Source organism: Virgibacillus doumboii, assembly GCF_902806455.1.
In the GTDB taxonomy this organism is placed as follows: domain Bacteria; phylum Bacillota; class Bacilli; order Bacillales; family Amphibacillaceae; genus Lentibacillus; species Lentibacillus doumboii.
This window is the reverse complement of record NZ_CADCWQ010000002.1, coordinates 352867-368872: the sequence shown is the minus strand read 5'-3', so window position 1 is coordinate 368872 and position 16006 is coordinate 352867. Positions and strand designations below refer to the sequence as shown.

At 41.4% G+C, this 16006-nt stretch carries 20 protein-coding genes; 7 read left to right on the top strand and 13 right to left on the bottom strand.

Annotated features, from left to right (window positions below):
• Positions 1-191: 191 nt before the first annotated feature.
• Positions 192-752, top strand: a complete 561-nt coding sequence (locus tag G6R02_RS18205) for a sugar O-acetyltransferase (RefSeq protein ID WP_164670787.1) — start codon at positions 192-194, stop codon at positions 750-752.
• Between the two features lie 46 nt (positions 753-798).
• Here the strand turns inward: G6R02_RS18205 and G6R02_RS19975 are convergent, their stop codons facing one another.
• The 5 genes from G6R02_RS19975 to G6R02_RS18185 all read right to left on the bottom strand — a co-directional run bounded on the left by G6R02_RS19975 (position 799) and on the right by G6R02_RS18185 (position 3730).
• A complete protein-coding gene (locus G6R02_RS19975) occupies positions 799-951 on the bottom strand; it encodes a hypothetical protein (RefSeq protein WP_205520248.1) in 153 nt (50 codons plus the stop codon).
• Between the two features lie 86 nt (positions 952-1037).
• Positions 1038-1724: a hypothetical protein gene (locus G6R02_RS18200; protein WP_164670786.1), complete on the bottom strand. Its 687-nt coding sequence runs from the start codon at positions 1722-1724 to the stop codon at positions 1038-1040.
• Positions 1721-2467 (bottom strand): hypothetical protein, encoded by a 747-nt coding sequence (locus G6R02_RS18195; RefSeq protein WP_164670785.1) that lies wholly within the window; start codon positions 2465-2467, stop codon positions 1721-1723. Before G6R02_RS18195 ends, G6R02_RS18200 begins: the two co-directional genes overlap by 4 nt.
• A complete protein-coding gene (locus G6R02_RS18190) occupies positions 2448-3350 on the bottom strand; it encodes an ATP-binding cassette domain-containing protein (protein WP_164670784.1) in 903 nt (300 codons plus the stop codon). The genes G6R02_RS18195 and G6R02_RS18190 overlap by 20 nt, the downstream gene beginning before the upstream one ends.
• Positions 3347-3730: a GntR family transcriptional regulator gene (locus tag G6R02_RS18185; RefSeq protein WP_164670783.1), complete on the bottom strand. Its 384-nt coding sequence runs from the start codon at positions 3728-3730 to the stop codon at positions 3347-3349. The genes G6R02_RS18190 and G6R02_RS18185 overlap by 4 nt, the downstream gene beginning before the upstream one ends.
• A gap of 194 nt (positions 3731-3924) precedes the next feature.
• Here G6R02_RS18185 and G6R02_RS18180 point away from each other — a divergent pair, with 194 nt between their 5' ends.
• Positions 3925-4371, top strand: coding sequence for a YaiI/YqxD family protein (locus tag G6R02_RS18180; RefSeq protein ID WP_164670782.1), 447 nt, complete (start codon positions 3925-3927; stop codon positions 4369-4371).
• 5 nt (positions 4372-4376) lie between these two features.
• Here the strand turns inward: G6R02_RS18180 and G6R02_RS18175 are convergent, their stop codons facing one another.
• The 3 genes from G6R02_RS18175 to cypC all read right to left on the bottom strand — a co-directional run bounded on the left by G6R02_RS18175 (position 4377) and on the right by cypC (position 7850).
• On the bottom strand, positions 4377-4745 hold the full coding sequence (locus G6R02_RS18175) for a VOC family protein (RefSeq protein WP_164670781.1): 369 nt from the start codon (positions 4743-4745) through the stop codon (positions 4377-4379).
• 263 nt (positions 4746-5008) lie between these two features.
• A complete protein-coding gene (locus tag G6R02_RS18170; protein WP_164670780.1) occupies positions 5009-6421 on the bottom strand; it encodes a glycoside hydrolase family 18 protein in 1413 nt (470 codons plus the stop codon).
• A gap of 184 nt (positions 6422-6605) precedes the next feature.
• On the bottom strand, positions 6606-7850 hold the full coding sequence (cypC, locus tag G6R02_RS18165) for a CYP152 family fatty-acid peroxygenase CypC (protein ID WP_164670779.1): 1245 nt from the start codon (positions 7848-7850) through the stop codon (positions 6606-6608).
• 182 nt (positions 7851-8032) lie between these two features.
• On the opposite strand from cypC, the gene G6R02_RS18160 reads away from it, so the two are divergent.
• Positions 8033-9172 (top strand): conserved virulence factor C family protein, encoded by a 1140-nt coding sequence (locus G6R02_RS18160; RefSeq protein WP_164670778.1) that lies wholly within the window; start codon positions 8033-8035, stop codon positions 9170-9172.
• A 44-nt stretch (positions 9173-9216) separates the two neighbouring features.
• Here G6R02_RS18160 and G6R02_RS18155 read toward each other — a convergent pair whose 3' ends face one another.
• A complete protein-coding gene (locus tag G6R02_RS18155; protein ID WP_164670777.1) occupies positions 9217-9444 on the bottom strand; it encodes a group-specific protein in 228 nt (75 codons plus the stop codon).
• Between the two features lie 197 nt (positions 9445-9641).
• On the opposite strand from G6R02_RS18155, the gene G6R02_RS18150 reads away from it, so the two are divergent.
• A complete protein-coding gene (locus G6R02_RS18150; protein ID WP_164670776.1) occupies positions 9642-10073 on the top strand; it encodes a MarR family winged helix-turn-helix transcriptional regulator in 432 nt (143 codons plus the stop codon).
• 19 nt (positions 10074-10092) lie between these two features.
• Positions 10093-10695: an alpha/beta hydrolase gene (locus G6R02_RS18145; RefSeq protein WP_164670775.1), complete on the top strand. Its 603-nt coding sequence runs from the start codon at positions 10093-10095 to the stop codon at positions 10693-10695.
• Positions 10696-11052: 357 nt separating this feature from the next.
• Here the strand turns inward: G6R02_RS18145 and G6R02_RS18140 are convergent, their stop codons facing one another.
• Entirely contained in the window at positions 11053-11904 is an 852-nt protein-coding gene (locus tag G6R02_RS18140) for a VOC family protein (protein ID WP_164670774.1), read from the bottom strand.
• Positions 11905-12062: 158 nt separating this feature from the next.
• Here G6R02_RS18140 and G6R02_RS18135 point away from each other — a divergent pair, with 158 nt between their 5' ends.
• A complete protein-coding gene (locus G6R02_RS18135) occupies positions 12063-12836 on the top strand; it encodes a DUF3891 family protein (RefSeq protein ID WP_164670773.1) in 774 nt (257 codons plus the stop codon).
• On the opposite strand, the gene G6R02_RS20170 is transcribed toward G6R02_RS18135, so the two are convergent.
• Positions 12822-13109, bottom strand: coding sequence for an NUDIX domain-containing protein (locus G6R02_RS20170; RefSeq protein WP_246202659.1), 288 nt, complete (start codon positions 13107-13109; stop codon positions 12822-12824). The genes G6R02_RS18135 and G6R02_RS20170 overlap by 15 nt on opposite strands.
• A 231-nt stretch (positions 13110-13340) precedes the next feature.
• A complete protein-coding gene (locus G6R02_RS18125) occupies positions 13341-14066 on the bottom strand; it encodes an EcsC family protein (RefSeq protein WP_164671121.1) in 726 nt (241 codons plus the stop codon).
• Between the two features lie 397 nt (positions 14067-14463).
• Between G6R02_RS18125 and G6R02_RS18120 the strand changes: the two genes are divergently transcribed.
• Positions 14464-15234, top strand: a complete 771-nt coding sequence (locus G6R02_RS18120; RefSeq protein WP_164670772.1) for a TerC family protein — start codon at positions 14464-14466, stop codon at positions 15232-15234.
• A gap of 26 nt (positions 15235-15260) precedes the next feature.
• Here G6R02_RS18120 and G6R02_RS18115 read toward each other — a convergent pair whose 3' ends face one another.
• Positions 15261-15959 carry a Crp/Fnr family transcriptional regulator gene (locus G6R02_RS18115; protein ID WP_164670771.1) on the bottom strand — a complete coding sequence of 233 codons (699 nt, stop codon included), beginning with the start codon at positions 15957-15959 and terminating at the stop codon, positions 15261-15263.
• Positions 15960-16006 lie beyond the last annotated feature (47 nt).

Genomic DNA, 16006 nt, shown 5'->3' with positions numbered 1-16006 from the left:
GGGAACAAGATATGTGTTCCTGCCTCAGCGGTTGCTAGTAGGCTAGCGGAACATGTAAGTCCGCTAACAATTCCATTTCTTCCAAAATATCATTACTTATTTTTGCCTTGCCACCCTTACTAGTATTTATTATCATTTTATTTTAAAATTAATAGTGAATTGCTCAAGTTTACTATCAAGGGGATGAATCAATGCCTACAGAAAAAGAAAAGATGCTAAATGGTCAGTTGTATAATCCGGAAGACGCTAAGTTGGTAGAAGAACGTCAGAATGCCCGGAGATTAACCAGATTATTTAACACATCGCATGAAACAGAAGGGGCACGACGTACGGAACTGCTTAAAGAACTTTTCGAATCCACCGGGGAAAATATAGATATCGAACCCAATTTCCGCTGTGATTATGGTTCCAACATCCATGTCGGTGAAAATTTTTTTGTAAACTTCGACTGTGTCATCCTTGATGTTTGCAAGGTACGGATTGGAGCTAATTGCATGATGGCTCCGGGTGTTCATATTTATACGGCTACACATTCGGTGAATCCGTCTGAACGGATGGCCGGAACTGAATTCGGAAAGCCGGTGACAATCGGTGACAACGTCTGGATTGGCGGCCGTGCAGTGATTAACCCTGGTGTTACAATCGGCAATAATGCAGTAATTGCATCGGGGGCGGTAATCACTAAAGATGTGCCGGATAATGTCGTTGTCGGCGGCAACCCCGCAAAGGTAATCAAGGAACTGAATGTTTAATGAAAAAATACTACTCTTCACGATTCAGAGTAGTATTTTATAACAATTAGCCATGCCTTTTTCCCAGGAAGGCCATGAATAAAAATCCTGCGCCCAATCCTATCAAGGCACCAACCGCTGTATTTCCTGCCCACATGCCAATACCAATACCGAGGAAAAAACAACCTGTAAAAGCTATGCCGCCACGTTCATAGTTCATATATGATCACCTCATATATTTAATTCGATATTATTTGCGGGATTCCTTTAATCATATGAGATTTATACGCAATTAGAACGTTGAATTTAATTCACATACTCAACTCGGTTTTCAGCTGTAAAATTCAGCTCTATATTTTCAGGAATTGTAATATATAATACCTGCTCACTATGGTGTCCACTATCCATAATGCTTTTCCCGGAAAATTGCATGATAGGAAATTCCTGTTTAAACAACGACAGTTCAACCATTATCGGATCAGGCAGTGAAAAAGTTAACGTACCTGAAGCATGACTGATTGTTAAAGGCTTCAATCGATCACTGAAATCGTATCCATCGATAATCATGGGAGTCCGATAAAAAGAAGCTTTAATCGAATCTTGCTGTGTTTCGACCGTTTCCACAAAGATAGGAAAGTCTGTTGGAGAGTGCCCGTTACTTGCTACATCCACGTTAAGCTCCTGCCTATTGATTTCAAAGGTCCATGTTTCCTCCATATATTTATCGAGTTTTCCTATTTCACCCACATTGGCAGCCTGACGCAGCTCAAATGGTTCAGTCGACACATCTTTTTCAGCCCGCAAATATTCATCCTTTGGAAGCAAATAAAATACGCCAATCGAGATCAGCAGTATTACTATATAACTAGCAACCATCAACTGCACTTTTTTAACATAACCATGTCTGTTTGTCTTTTTGTGTGTTCGTTTAATGACTAAAAACACGAGACCTAACACAAGCAGAAGCATAATAATCGGCATAAAAGCAATCATTTTTTAACCTCCAATCGGTTGGAAATCAGAATGGATGCGCCGAACAGCACCGCCGAGGTTGCCACTGTTTTACAAACCAGGATCCAAAATGAGCTTTCAGCGAAATAAAACTGGCCGACTTCCACAACCATATGGACTCCGGTTTGTTGTGCCACTACCATAATAAGACCAATAACTACTACAGGAATAATATACGCCATGGACTTGTGCAATTGCACGAGCGTCCCGACAAGATATCCGGCACTACTGCATGTAAAAACAAATAATATGGTTGCCAGAATTCCGATAACCAAATCAGGAACATTGGCCATTCCGGTTTGCATTATTGGTGAAGTATCAAACAGGAAATAGATAACATCTTTCAATAAGTATCCAGATAATATCGCTGTAACACCGCCAACGATGCATGCGGCAACCAGGAAAGCAATGTTTGACAGATTACTGCTCAATCGATTGGTAACGAATAAAAAGTCATCTTCCGTATATGCCTTCGTTTTAATAAGTATCGCATTTATGAACGCCCATAGCATTGTAAATACAACAACGATATCCGCACCAAAATACCTTACCTGAAAATCATAGGCAGTGCCACCTCTTGACATGCTGGCAGTGCCACCGAGTGAAAACAGAAGTGCGAGCAGCTGCAAGATGATTAACCCGCTGAACACCCCAACGAAGGATTTTAACTTGAAGTTGAATTGTTTTTTTACAGCACCTGCTAAACTAGGCTTTGTCAAAGACATCATCGATTCCCCCTTTCGTATGATCAGTCAGGTACACACATAAATCACTGGACGAAACAGATGACACGTTAACACCCGAGCGCTTGATACGATCCAGTGTTTCTTGTAAAAAATCATTTTTCACAATGACGTATGTGCTGTCTGCTCCAGCCGTATTTTTATAAAGGACTTCTTTATCGCCAATCCATAGGTTAACTTTTGCAGTACTTCCGCTTAGTCCAACCGCATATTCCTTCAACTCATCCATCGGTAAATGAACGTATTCTTTTCCATTTTCAATCAGTAAAACATCTTCCAGCATATCCTCCAATTCATCCAGATAATGACTGGAAATGATAATCGAACGGGGATGTGCCAGGTAATCCTTCAATAGTGCCCGGTAAAAGTCTTTCCGGACCGCTGCATCCATTCCACTGGTTGGTTCATCGAAAATCGTTAATGAACATCTGGATGCCAATCCTACAATCATGTTAAATGTACTCGTTTTTCCTTTTGATAGGTTACTGTGAATTTGCATCGGATCAAAGGAAAAATAGTCAAATAGCCGAAACGCCAGATCCATATCCCATTTTTCATAGAAATTGCCTGCCTGTTCCAGAATTTCCTTAAGGGTCAGTGCTGACGGAAAATCCATTTCATCATCGACTAAAATCGTATTGGCAGAAACAAACAGATTGTTGAATGGACGTTCCGAAAAAACATTCACAACTCCTGCAGACTCCTGCCAGTACCCTGCTAATATTTTTAGAAGTGTTGTTTTTCCTGCCCCGTTCCGGCCTATTAATCCGGTAATCTTGTTTTCCTCAATCGAGAAGGTTAAATTGTTCAGCGCTTTTCGGTGTCCATGTTGCTTGGTCAAATCATTACATTCTACTACTTTCATTTCGCATCCCCCTTACGTTCTTTCATTACCACCTTAATCATCTCGATTATTTCGTCTTCGCTGACATTTAATCGCTCGGATTCAAGAACTACTTCCTGAATGAGTCCCTTGAGCGTCTGGTTCTTTCGCTTATCTGTGATAATTATTTTCGCATCTGCGGAAACAAATTTACCAAGCCCGCGTTTGTTATAAACAACCTCGTCATCGTAAAGAATGTTTAATCCTTTTGCTCCAGTTGCCGGGTTGATGTTGAACATCTCTGCAAGCTTGTATTGGGAATATACTTTTTCATCTGTTTTCAGGTTGCCGTTCAGTATTTCCGTTTCAATCCACTCAGCAATCTGTATGTAAATCGGCTTTGCGCCATCCGGATTAATCAAGCTTGCCCCTCCTTTATGCAATTTAGTGCATTAGTCGTGTAATGTAGTGTATTACATTGTGTTTGAAAATGCAAGTGCCAACTTGAAAAAAACTAAATTAATTCAACATAAAAGACCACCCCAAAATCAATTGAAGTGGTCTGTTAATATCATATTTGCTACAATTAGCTTAGAAACGAATTGGAGAGGTTCTTATGAAAATATACGTTGATGCCGACGCTTGTCCCGTCAAAAAAACAACCATATCTATCGCACGTGAGTACCAAATTCCTGTAATACTTGTTAAAAGCTTTGCGCACTTTTCCCCTGATGACGAACAGCCGGGTGTTGAAACGATTTACGTTGATACCGGGGCTGAGGCCGCTGACTACCGGATTATGCAATTGGCGCAAAAAGGCGATATGATTATCACACAGGACTACGGACTCGCATCACTTGGCCTTTCCAAAGGATGCGCGGTTCTTCACCATAAAGGCTTTGCATACACAAATGATAATATCGATCAGCTTTTGCATACCCGCTACGCCAGTGCGATGGCGCGAAAAAGCGGGAAACGAACCAAAGGACCAAAAGCTTTTACAACTGAAGATGAAAAGAAGTTCCGTAAGCTTTTCCGGGAACAGATTGAGGCGAATATTTAATCTGGCTATTCATCCTGACATACCATCAGCATATTTCCATCCGGGTCCTTAAACACAAACCAGTGGTCATACATTACTTCTGTTACCAATTCCACACCGTTATTTTTCATAAATTGATAGGATGCCTGAATGTCATCTGTTCCAAACTGAATTGCCGGCACATTTAATGCAGGAAAATCTCCATTGTCATCCCGCCACATTGGCATTGTATCCAGAACCATTCCTGCTCCATCCATCTTCGCCACGAACAGATTATCAAACATAAATTCCCCATCTTCAATACCCAGCATCGTTGAATACCATTCTTTGGCCTTTTTAATATCCTTTACCGGGACGAAAACTGTGTTGACCTTGCTTTTCACTGGACTTTTCATTACTTACTACCTCCAAAAAATTAGCGTTGTTATTATATATTCAATCTTTTTCGTGAATACCCTTCTTAAAAATAACCGCATGTTACAATTTGCACCATTATAATTGTGAACTTTAGCATTATAATTGTGAACTTTGAGCAACCTAATTGTGAACTTCGGCGATTTGCTTGTGAACTTTGGCGAAATCACTGTGAACTTCGGCTTTTTCCAAAACCTGCAAACAAAAACACCCCTGAACCAATATCAGAGGCGCTCATTTTCAATCATAATTTCCTTACTTCAAAATTATCCTGCAGCACAGCCCAGTTTTGCGGGAATAACATGCCCAGCACCCAATAACCAGGCCCTCTCAGACCATATTCTTTAATCGTGTCATACTTGGCCTGCATACTGCGGGCATCCTCAAACCAGACTTCATGCTCCTGTCCGGCTTCATCAAAATAGCGGAAGAACGGTGACTGGTATGTCTCATTATATTGGATTGCCACCCCATACTGATTCGCCAGCTGTACTGCATCACGCGGGCTTACCGTTCTGGCAGTTGTTCCTTCCACCCACGGTATTTTCCAATCCCGTCCGTAAAGTGGTACACCCATTAATATTTTTTCACGTGGAATAACCGTTACGGCATAATTCAATACATCGCGGACTTTATTGATTGGTGCAATCGCCCACGGTCTGCCGCCAGCCCAACCCCATTCATATGTCATCACAATAACAAAGTCCACGATATTGCCGTGAGCCTGGTAATCATGTGCTTCATACAATAATCCCTGCTGATCCGCGCTTTCTTTTGGAGCCAATGCAGTCGAGACAATAAACCCTTCCGGATGCAGCCGGGCTACTACACGCCGCAGAAATGTATTATAGTTTTCCCGGTCCTCGGGGTAAACATATTCGAAGTCAAAATTAACCCCGGCATATCCTTTTGCACGCATGATTTCCAACAGGTTCGTAATTAGTGTTTCCTGCAGCTGAGGATTTCTAAGAATTGCAGCTGCCAGATCAGAATTAAAACCTTCATCGGTGAAATTGGTTAGCACTAATAATGGGGCTGTATTTGTTGCCCTTGCCGCTTCCAGAACTCCGCTTTCCTGCAGGTCAGTAATGGTGCCGTCAGCATTTATACTGTAGGTAAATGGACTAAGGTAGGTGAAATTTCTTCCCAATCTAAGAACTTCACCTCTTCCCTCTTCATCCAGCTGAGTTGTATAGGCATTCACTTCAGTTAATGGTCTGTTTGGCGCCGGAATTCGTATCGTCTGACCCGGGAATATTAATCCGGGATCAGTCATATTATTTGCCTGGATTATTGCATCAACCGAAACACCGTATTGCTGTCCAATCAGCCAAATATATTCCCCGGGCTGCACAGTGTGAATAAAGTACGGCAGCTCAAGCATTTGTCCGACATATATCACCGCAGGATTCGTAATATTGTTGGCTGCAGCGAGCTCCTGTACGGTTACACCAAACATTTGGGCAATTTGCCATAAATTATCGCCGCTTTGAACAACATATTCTTTTCCCGGCTCCGGAATAACAAGTGATTGACCAACCACAAGTTCATTAGGGTTCTCCAAGTCATTAACCAGAATAATTTGGTTTATATCTGTTCCATAATTTTGCGCAATACGCCACAATGTATTTCCTTGTTGCACTACATGAATTTGCATATTCTTCTCCCCCAGTTTGCACGTTCTACATATCATCATATTCATTGGATGTTTGTCTTAGTTAACAAACTGTTGGGAAAAGATATAGAGTTGACTTGGTTAATGTTTCATGTTTCACATAGTTATGTCTATTCACTATTTAAAATAAAAAACGTCCTTATCAAGAACGTTTTTTTAACTAAGTCTATTTCCTTCTAACATTGCGTAATACAAACCTGCTTTTTGGAATGCTGGGCATTCGCACCATGCTGAAGCTCAAATCCTGATTGGGAACGTCATATTCAATCCGGTTTGCTAAAAATTCCAGGCTTTCCCGCATGAGTTCAATCGTTACCCACTCACCGGCACAGCGATGGCCCATATTATAGTCACCGCCGCCCTGTGGAATAAAATCAAACGGACTACCTTCCCAGTCTGTGAAGCGCTCGGGTTTAAATTTATCGGGTTCTTCCCATAAATCCGGGTCATGATTGGTCCCGTAAACATCTAGAAAGACAAGGGTTCCTTTATTAAAATTGTGTCCGCTCCATGAAAAGTTGCTGCGGACTCTTGCCCCCAAAAATGGACCAAATGGATAATACCGTCGAACTTCCTGGACAAACATTCGGTTGTACGCCTCGTCACCTGACTGCAGTTTCTCTTTTGTTTCCGGATATTCGTGCATTGCCAGTGCCCCAAAGGTAACATACCTGCCGATTGCTACTATAGGGCGCAGTATATTAATCAATTCCACGGCTGCCATTTGTGTGCTCATCAGTTTCCCATCCGGATTCCGATGCCAAGCCATCTTGTACAAAGCTGTATCCTCACTTGGAGACCTCTTTCCATCACGTACCTGATCAATAATATTTCGGATCCATCTTTCCGTCCGGTTGCGGGCAGTTCTTCCCTGCCAATGTCTCGGACCAACAGCTCCAAATGCATCGATCATTGCCGCAAGATCACGCGTCCGCTGCTTTAATTCATTTGCCCACAGAGGGACACCCGCCCATTCACAGGCAATGCGACACATGATTTCTTCCGTTTCATAAAACAATACAACCTGCTTCTTTTTTTGCCAATTATCAATCGCAAACTCCCATTGCTTATTGGTAATTTCAGTCAGTTCTTTTATCCGGTCAGCTGACATCAATGACATAAATAGTTCTTTACGATGTCTATGTGTGTCACCATCCATCGTCTGTACGCCATTTTTTCCAAACAAGGATTGCTGGATCCGATTTGGCGCCGCCCCCTTTCGCCGAAACTTATCATTATCATAAAAAACTTCAGCAGCTTCCTCCCCTCCAATACAAATCACTTTTTGCCCCATTAAGCGAGTTTGAAAAATATCTGTTCGGAAGCTGTTGCGCCTTCTTGGAATATAATTATAGCCTTCCTTTAGCAGCGTTAGGCTGTTATCAAGACCCTTTTCACGCGGAATCGTCATCTGCGTAAACTCCTTCTCTAAAATATGTTGTACCTATGGATACTTTTTTCATAGCAGGAAGAATTTATTCAATCGGAATGAATATTTATAAGATGGGGACGATTTGTTTCATTTGTCCCCTGCTAAATTTAAGGATATGTTAAAATCATCATAATGGAATTCGTTTGAAGGAGGACAGCGCTATGAAAATAACATCGATCGAACCGACACCAAGTCCATATTCAATGAAAATAAATGTGGATGAGCAGCTGGCAGATGGTCAGACAGAAAATTATAAGCTTGATGATGATCTGGCAACTGCCCCAGCATATATCCAGGAACTTTTTAAAATTAATGGTGTAAAAGGGCTGTATCGGGTAATCAACTTCATTGCGCTTGAGCGTAATCCCCGTATATCGTGGGAGGAGATTTTACCGGAAGTGCGCAATGTACTGGGTTCATCCGAAGAATCCCCGGATGAATTGAGCAATGAAACTGCTGCAGTCGATCAACATTTCGGCGAGGTTAAGGTATTTATTCAAATGTTCCGAAGTATTCCAATGCAAGTTAAACTGGAAGAAGGCGATGAAGAGCACCGTTTCGGGCTTCCCGACCGCTTTAAAAATGCGGTAATGGAAGCATCGGTTGCATCGGACAATATGTTAATGGAGCGAAAATGGGTGGAACAGAGCCCGCGATATGGCGATGTGCAGGAAATCGGTCAGGATGTCGTCGACGAAATAGATGCAAGTTATGGTCCAGGTCGGATAGCTGAACTGATGGACCTTGCCGTAAACAATGAAACAACAGGGAACCAGGCTGTTTCCCCGTGGAAAAAAGTTACGCTTGAAATGCTGGATGCCCCTAACTGGAAGGATCGTTATGCCGCACTGGACCGGATGGACCCGGGTCTTGAGGACCTCCCTGTATTGGATAAGGCACTTGACGACCAAAAAGGATCCGTACGCCGTCTGGCAACTGCCTATTTGGGAATGATTGAGGAAAAAGAAGTTCTTCCCTATTTGTATAAGGCATTAAAAGATAAGGGGGTAAACGTAAGACGTACAGCTGGCGACTGCCTTTCAGACCTTGGATTTACCGAGGCAATCCCTGAAATGACCGCCACCTTATCGGACAAAAGCCGGATTGTGCGCTGGCGTGCTGCGATGTTTTTATACGAGGTTGGCGATGAAACTGCTATCCCGGCACTTCAGGAAGCCCTGGATGATCCGGAATTTGAAGTGCGGATGCAGGTGAAAATGGCTCTGTCACGGATACAAGGCGGAAAAGAAGCAAAAGGCTCCATCTGGAGCCAAATGACCGAAGCTGCAAAACAAAAATAAACGAAACTGCCATCTTGTCGTTGGATGGCAGTTTTTTCAGTTAATCAGCTGGTAAGCGCAAGCATTTTTTCATTTCTCTCTTCCCGTTCGTTATCGGAAGAAAGATCATATTTTTTTAAAAGGTGGAATAAATCGTTTAGTGTTTCCTGTGAATGTTGCTCTTTTAAAAAGGACTGTATTTTTTGAGTTAAATAGTCCGGGAGAAATGATTCCTGGCTTTCCAGCTTCTTCACAACGTCTGCATGAGAATGATCGATATTACATTTTCCCATTTGAAACACCTTTCCTTCCAAATTATAGTTGTCCTTCTTACTCCAAAATATCTAAAGAAAATGTACAATTCAAACTGAAACCATTCGACAAAATTCGGGAAGTGACAGGCACCCCGCTTGACTTCTTCCTCTGTCTACTTTAAAATTTATTTTGAATTCAAAATAAATTTAGTTCTGTTTACGTTGGAGTTGAGAACATGAGTGAAAATCTGTCACTAAAAACATTCGTTGTACTGATGAAGGCCTCAAAGTCAGTGGAAGAACAAGTCAAAAAAGATATAAAAAGTCATGGTGTCAAAATTACCGAATTCACTATATTGGAAGCATTGTACCATAAAGGTACCCAGACCGTACAGCAAATATGTGACGCCGTCCTCATAAACAGCGGATCGATAACCTATGTAATTGATAAACTGGAAAAGCGTGGTCTGCTAACACGAAAAAATTGTGAAAATGACCGCCGTGTTTTTTATGTTTCCATAACAGAGCAAGGGGAAAAACTGATGAATGAAATTTTCCCGCAGCACCAAAAAGTAATTGAGGAGATTTTTGAAGATATTAAATCGGAGGAAAAAGAACTGGTGATTGACGTACTGAAACGAATCGGATTGAACAATATAAATGAATGAATCAGAAAGGAGAAAAATGATGAAACATATATTTCAAAAAGGAAATAATCCAGAAGGACCAACATTATTATTACTTCACGGAACCGGGGGCACCGAACAGGACCTATTACCGCTTGCACGCGAAATCGATAAAGATGCCAATGTGCTGAGTGTCCGGGGGAATGTATCTGAAAATGGAATGCCGCGTTTTTTTAAACGATTGGCTGAAGGGGTATTTGACGAAGAAGATTTGATTGCCCGTACAAAAGAATTGAATGAATTTTTGGATGAAGCAGCTGAAGAAAATAATTTTGACCGAAATAACATCATTGCTGTTGGATATTCCAACGGTGCCAATATTGCAGCAAGCCTGATGTTCCATTATCAGGATGCACTAAAAGCAGCCATCCTGCACCACCCGATGGTACCGAGGCGCGGGATTGAATTGCCTGACCTCTCCGGAAAAAATGTATTTATCGCTGCCGGGACGAATGACCCGATTTGCCCTGCACAGGAGTCTGAAGATCTTAAAACGCTATTAGAAAATGCCGGTGCTGATGCAGAACTGCATTGGGAAAATAAAGGTCACCAGTTAACTTATGATGAAGTACAGGCTGCCGGTGAATGGTATAAAAAACTTTGAATAGCTGCTAGAGTGAAGTGACGTGCCAAATCTTTCTTTCAATAGTATGCCGGTTTTTCATTTCATATTTTATACGGACATTTATTCCGTTATTTTTGACAAAAACAGTGTTTTTAGGCTGTTCACGGACATTTGTTCCACTATTAGTCAAAAAAAGAGCTTTTTCTCTACGATTATAGTTAAATAACGGAACAAAAGTCCGTCAAAACAGTAAATCGGTGCTATTCTATCAAAATAAGGGAAAATATGTCCGCTTAAGAACTTCCACCTTGATCCGGCATTTAACGTGTGCTGAAATTTTTCTTATATCGAAGCAAATAAAAACGTTCCAGATAAATACTGGAACGTTTTTTTGATTTACTCAACAACTAGGTGTATAACATTCCCCGAAGGATCCTCTGCTGCATAAACATCCTGCTCTTTTGTCACAACAGCACCAATTTGCTGCAGTTTCTCAACTCTTGCTTCTCTGGTAACTTCATCCGGGAAAACAAGTGTATACCAGTTCATTCCTGCACTGTTTTTAGCTGGTGCCGGTGCTCCCGCTCCATTCCAGACATTCAGCCCGATGTGGTGATGGTAGTCGCCGGTTGAAGTAAATAATGCACCTGGATAATTGGTAACAATATTAAATCCGAGCCCTTCCATGTAAAATTCTTCTGTTTTTTTCAGGTCTGCCACATGCAAATGAATATGTCCCATCACCGTATCTTCCGGCATACCATTCCATGTTTGCTGGCTTTCCGCAAGCAGGCTCTCGCCATCAAGCGGCTCCGTAGCCATCGCAACCTGGTCACCAGTCCAACTCCACTCGGAAGATGGCCGGTCACGGTATACTTCAATTCCATTACCGTCCGGGTCAGACAAATAAAGTGCTTCACTCACATAATGATCAGATGCGCCCAGGCGGGTATTCGTTTGGATCATATGTTTTAAAAATGAAGAAAGGTCAGCCCGGCTTGGCAGGAGAATTGCAAAGTGATACAACCCGGTAGTCCTTCCCTCTTTCGGTACAACATCTTCCGGCTGCTCCAGTGTCAGTAAGGCCCTTTTTCCATTTGCAGTCAATACTGCTTTACGATCTGTTTGCTCCAATACTGAAAACCCGATGATATTTTGATAAAATTCGAGTGATTTTTCCAGATTTGTTACATTTATATTTACTTCGCCAACATAGATTGTCGGTTTCTCAAAAAACTTCTTTTCCATAGTATTCGTTCCTTCCCATTGTTTAATTACAATTTTATACTTAGTTACTTTATGTAAGTTATTATACGATATATACCTATTTTTAGCAAGTACTGGTTAGAAAAAAATATTTTTCGTATACTTAGAGTGTATAGTCAGACGGAAAGGGTGTTTAATCAATGATTGTACGAGAAAATGAGCATGATTTTGTTATGATTGAGCAGAATTACCATGCACAAATTTCCGGAAAGATGGCAACCGGTCTGAAAGATTCATTATTTTCAGGGAAAGCATTTAAAAAGTCTGTTTTATATGCAATTGAAAATCATGATTACGCGTGGAAATTGATTGACAAAGAGCCATTTTGGAATGACCAAAAACAGGCTCCTTATACGTTTGTTGATTTTCCGAATACACCAAAAACGATCTTTTATAAACATGGGATTGATGAAGTGGAAAAAAATGATGCCTATGCAGGATTACTGTGCAGCGAGCATTACTCCCGCTTTCTGTCCGACAATACCTCCAAAGAGGCAACAGCATTTGTGCAGCAGGAAAAAGAACGCCGGCAGCGAATCATCCAGTCTATGGACGATTTTGCTGAACATCTATTTGATTTCCATTATGGTCTGCTGCAGTTCTTTGATAGTCTTGCATTATATGTTTGCCTTAATGAGCCAGGGATATCCAAGGAAAATGAGCATCCGTTTTTCAGGGGCGGTATTCCTGTTTCTCCGTCACTTACTTTTTTTAACGACAATAAAGTACCTATTTATTGGAAAGATGACAAGACAGTAATTATGAACGAATTTCCTTTCTATCATCCTTTAGAAATCATGATTAAACAAAAAAGGGTGTCAAAAGATACTATTTCTTCACAAGGGTTAATTGGAAGTTATCTGCGTGCGGTGCCAGAACATGTTAATATCCGCTTACAATCACCTGAAATTTAGTTCATCAAAAAAGTGCCTGAGTGTTGGCACCAATTCGTTTTGCTGCAGCATTTTTAGGTATGTGTCCCGATTGACCCATTTTGCGTCGATTACTTCATCGGCCTGATACCGCAGATCATCAATATCGGCATTGGATTTAAATAGCCAATTATCCGAGTGATGATTTCCTCGCAACTCGCTGGTAAGCAGTCGGCCACTCGTGGAGTCCAGCTGCAATCCAAGCTCTTCTTCTGTCTCCCTCAAGGCCCCTTCCAAACTGCTTTCACCGCTCAATACAGAACCACCTTTACACTCCCGCAGATTGCCATAGTGTTTATCCGGGTGGCGTTTGGATACAAAATTTCTCCATTGTCATTTTGAACCCAAACATGAACAACTAAGTGGTAACACCCTTTCGGCAATAGAACATCCCGTATATGCATTTTATTTAGTTTATTTCGATTTTTATCATACAAATCCCATCGTTCCATGAATATACCTTCCTGACTTTCATTACACCTTAATTTAGTAATCCAGCGGCTGTTCAGTTAACAGTCGTAACCGGTACGCATTCATTGCAGTTTCCCCTAGCGTATCAAGCAAATTATGATTGGCATACGCACCTACAACTGCGCCTAAACCCGGAACCAGCTGAAGCATCTTCACCAGATCGATATAATCCCGATATTCTTGTTGAAATACCCGCCAATCCATATCTGTAAGCCTATCCTTTTCGTCTGCCCAGTTCTCAACAATATGAAATGTTTCCCGACGTTTCTCATCACTGGAAAAAGCCAACTGAAAAACGTGAAGGATAAATAACCGCTCCTCATATTCACGTGTATCATAACCATACACTGCAGCAGATTCGAACAGAAACTTTACCTTAATGGATAACAGCAACGGAAAATCGGCAAGTCCCAGAAAAATCCCGCCTGCACCTGTCCCGGCCCCTTCAATAACTGCTGTTTTCCGATAAGAAGCGAGCTTTTCTTTAAGCCTTTCATCTTGTTCCATAAGACTTAATCCTGCAGACTGTTCTTTATTCGTTGTCAAATCGGAGCCAAATAAGGTAGCCTTTACCATGTTTTTTATACTGTCGGTGATAATTTTGTGAGCTCTTTCGGGGATTATCCCGTTTATTTTCGTCTGTGCTTTTTTGGAGATTTGATTAACAAATCCCGATCGTTTTAAAACCTTTTTTCGCCATACCAGCAGTTCTTTATATACCTTTTCTCCATATTCGGTCATCATTCGAACCATCCTTTACTCTATTCTTAATTATACGTTTCAGAAAAGAAAAAGATTCAGGTATGATTTTTCGACAGATACACATGAATATATTCTTCAATTAAGCAAACTATATATAGAGGAAAAGGCACTGACACCATAAGCTGCATACCAAAAAACATTGACATTTGATTGGTACAGTGGTTTAATATTAATAGATTTTCAAAGGGGAGTAGCTTTAACAGTTAAGTCGTCATTACAGAGTTGTTCGCAAAACTCTCGGCTTTTCTGGCAACTTACGGTGTTGTTAGCAAGACCTTTGCCTATGCTGGTAAAGGTCTTATTCTATTTTAAGGGCCTTTACCGCATTAATTGGTAAAAGCCTTTATTTTTTTGGCTTCAGAAAGGAGAAATCAATTTGGAAGCACTTTGGCTCGAATATGCATGGACATTATTAATACTAATAGGCTTAGAAGGTATTTTATCTGCTGACAACGCACTTGTACTCGCAGTAATCGCAAAACACCTGCCGGGAGATCAAAAAAAGCGTGCCATTGACCTTGGTATTTATATGGCATTCGTTTTCCGGTTCGCTGCCATTTTCCTAATATCGTTTCTGGCAAACGTCTGGGAAGTTCAGGCACTTGGAGCAGCCTATCTCATTTACCTGGGCGGGAAACACGTTTATAAAAATCTTAACCCGAAAGATGAGAGTCATGAAAAAGAATTAAAGCCAGGTTCGGGCTTCTGGCCTACTGTAGCTAAAATCGGAGTGGCCGATGTAGCCTTTGCAGTTGATTCAATTCTTGCAGCTGTTGCACTTGCCGTGGCACTGCCACTGACACCATTGCCACAGATCGGCGGAATGGACGGTGGACAATTTATCGTAATTGTCATCGCAAGTATTGCAGGTCTTGTACTGATCAAGTTTGCTGCCACCTGGTTCGTTAAACTTCTTGAAGTACGACCAGGCCTGGAAACTACTGCATACCTGATTGTCGGATGGGTTGGTGTAAAACTCGCTGTAATTACCCTTTCCCACGAGGATGTTGGCGTATTACCACATGACTTTGCACACAGCACAGGCTGGACATTAACTTTCTGGGGCATACTGCTATCGCTTGCTATAGGCGGATGGATCTTGTCCGGGAAAAGTGGAAAACAAAGACAAAAAGAAACACAATCATAAAAATACCAGGAGGATAACAACTAATGTTATCCTCCTAGTTTTATTAATTCGTCCATATCAAGTATTTCAATTTTACGTTGCCCTGTTTGATGGATCCAACCTTTTTCTTCAAACCCGGCCAATCGGCGGCTTAATGTTTCCTGACTTGTTCCTATATAGGAAGCAAGATCTTTTTTACTCATTGGCAGCGTTACTTTTAGTGGAGTTGTTAACGTGGTTGCATTTTCAGCCAGTTCAAGCAAATAGGATGCAACCCGCATTTCAACATCCTGCGAGCTTAACCGTTCAATTGTTTTCTCGGCACTCATCAGCCGTTTACTGCTTTCAGCCAGCAACTTAAATGAAATAGCCGGTTTATCCTCCAGGAGTTCTTTTAAATCATTTTTGTGGATGGCGCATATTTCTGTCCGCTCGATTGTCTCTGCATAACTCGTTAACCACTCATCCGTGAAAACAGCCAGTTCCCCCATAAAATTACCTGGCTCCAAAATGCGAATCAGTTGTTCTTTTCCCGATTCGGACAGATTATATATTTTCACTTTGCCTTTATGAACAATATACAAATACTCAGATGGATCTCCAGCCTGGAAAATAACTTCCTTTTTATCATACGTTTTACTCCTGCTTGCTTTAGCGATTTCCTCCTGCTCGGAATATTCCAGATGGTTAAATATCGGTACCAGTGACACACAAAGCTGTTTCTCAGACTTGTTAATTTGCGCCATCGTATCTCCCCTCCGCCTAATGACTTCTTACCTCTATTATAGCGCAG

What these genes read in the sequence shown, in the direction of transcription:
- G6R02_RS18205 (WP_164670787.1), top strand. Translation starts at nt 192, where the DNA reads ATGCCTACAGAAAAAGAAAAGATGCTAAATGGTCAGTTGTATAATCCG.
- G6R02_RS19975 (WP_205520248.1), bottom strand. Translation starts at nt 951, where the DNA reads ATGAACTATGAACGTGGCGGCATAGCTTTTACAGGTTGTTTTTTCCTC.
- G6R02_RS18200 (WP_164670786.1), bottom strand. Translation starts at nt 1,724, where the DNA reads ATGATTGCTTTTATGCCGATTATTATGCTTCTGCTTGTGTTAGGTCTC.
- G6R02_RS18195 (WP_164670785.1), bottom strand. Translation starts at nt 2,467, where the DNA reads ATGTCTTTGACAAAGCCTAGTTTAGCAGGTGCTGTAAAAAAACAATTC.
- G6R02_RS18190 (WP_164670784.1), bottom strand. Translation starts at nt 3,350, where the DNA reads ATGAAAGTAGTAGAATGTAATGATTTGACCAAGCAACATGGACACCGA.
- G6R02_RS18180 (WP_164670782.1), top strand. Translation starts at nt 3,925, where the DNA reads ATGAAAATATACGTTGATGCCGACGCTTGTCCCGTCAAAAAAACAACC.
- G6R02_RS18175 (WP_164670781.1), bottom strand. Translation starts at nt 4,745, where the DNA reads ATGAAAAGTCCAGTGAAAAGCAAGGTCAACACAGTTTTCGTCCCGGTA.
- G6R02_RS18170 (WP_164670780.1), bottom strand. Translation starts at nt 6,421, where the DNA reads ATGCAAATTCATGTAGTGCAACAAGGAAATACATTGTGGCGTATTGCG.
- cypC (WP_164670779.1), bottom strand. Translation starts at nt 7,850, where the DNA reads ATGACGATTCCGCGTGAAAAGGGTCTTGATAACAGCCTAACGCTGCTA.
- G6R02_RS18160 (WP_164670778.1), top strand. Translation starts at nt 8,033, where the DNA reads ATGAAAATAACATCGATCGAACCGACACCAAGTCCATATTCAATGAAA.
- G6R02_RS18155 (WP_164670777.1), bottom strand. Translation starts at nt 9,444, where the DNA reads ATGGGAAAATGTAATATCGATCATTCTCATGCAGACGTTGTGAAGAAG.
- G6R02_RS18150 (WP_164670776.1), top strand. Translation starts at nt 9,642, where the DNA reads ATGAGTGAAAATCTGTCACTAAAAACATTCGTTGTACTGATGAAGGCC.
- G6R02_RS18145 (WP_164670775.1), top strand. Translation starts at nt 10,093, where the DNA reads ATGAAACATATATTTCAAAAAGGAAATAATCCAGAAGGACCAACATTA.
- G6R02_RS18140 (WP_164670774.1), bottom strand. Translation starts at nt 11,904, where the DNA reads ATGGAAAAGAAGTTTTTTGAGAAACCGACAATCTATGTTGGCGAAGTA.
- G6R02_RS18135 (WP_164670773.1), top strand. Translation starts at nt 12,063, where the DNA reads ATGATTGTACGAGAAAATGAGCATGATTTTGTTATGATTGAGCAGAAT.
- G6R02_RS18125 (WP_164671121.1), bottom strand. Translation starts at nt 14,066, where the DNA reads ATGACCGAATATGGAGAAAAGGTATATAAAGAACTGCTGGTATGGCGA.
- G6R02_RS18115 (WP_164670771.1), bottom strand. Translation starts at nt 15,959, where the DNA reads ATGGCGCAAATTAACAAGTCTGAGAAACAGCTTTGTGTGTCACTGGTA.